1 protein-coding gene is annotated in these 561 nt (G+C 57.8%); it reads left to right on the forward strand.

Going from position 1 to position 561, the window contains the following annotated elements; all coding sequences use genetic code 11:
- Positions 1-193 precede the first annotated feature (193 nt).
- On the forward strand, positions 194-561 hold a 368-nt coding region (locus LH128_RS30670; protein ID WP_008833578.1), incomplete at its 3' end, for a DUF736 domain-containing protein.

Here is a 561-nt window from a genome sequence, read left to right on the forward strand (position 1 = left end):
ACGTTTCTTTGTAATGTCGCTACCGCGCCAACTATTTAGGCTCAGGTTCACCATGTACGGTAAATAGCTGTCAAGAAATCAATGCAGTTCAGTATTTAGAGTTTAGGGAGTAGAATTAGTGTGTCGGAAGGGAAGGGGAGAGGCCCCGGACCAAAGGCAAGGGGATAGGCCCCGCACTATAGGAGTAATACTCATGAACATCGGTACTTTCGCCCTCAAGAACGGCCAGCTCATCGGTTCGATTGCAACCCTCACCGTCGACCTTGCCCGCCTTGGCCTTCGCCCCGTCGAAAGCACGAACGAGAAGGCCCCCGCGTTCGAGATCATGGCGCTGAACGTCGCTCGCAAGTGGGTGCAGGTCGGCGCGCTTTGGGAAGCCACCAGCAATTCGACCGGCGAGGTTTTCTATCAGGGCAGCCTCGACGACCCCAGCCTTCCCGAGAAGATGGCAATCATGGTCTTTGGTGACGACGAGGACGGCTATCGCGTTGTCTGGAACCGTCCGGCCCCCATGCGCCAGAACATGGACGGCACCCGCCAGACCCGCCGCCGCCAGCGTGA

Source organism: Sphingomonas sp. LH128 (assembly GCF_000293195.2).
Classification (GTDB): Bacteria; Pseudomonadota; Alphaproteobacteria; order Sphingomonadales; family Sphingomonadaceae; genus Novosphingobium; species Novosphingobium resinovorum_A.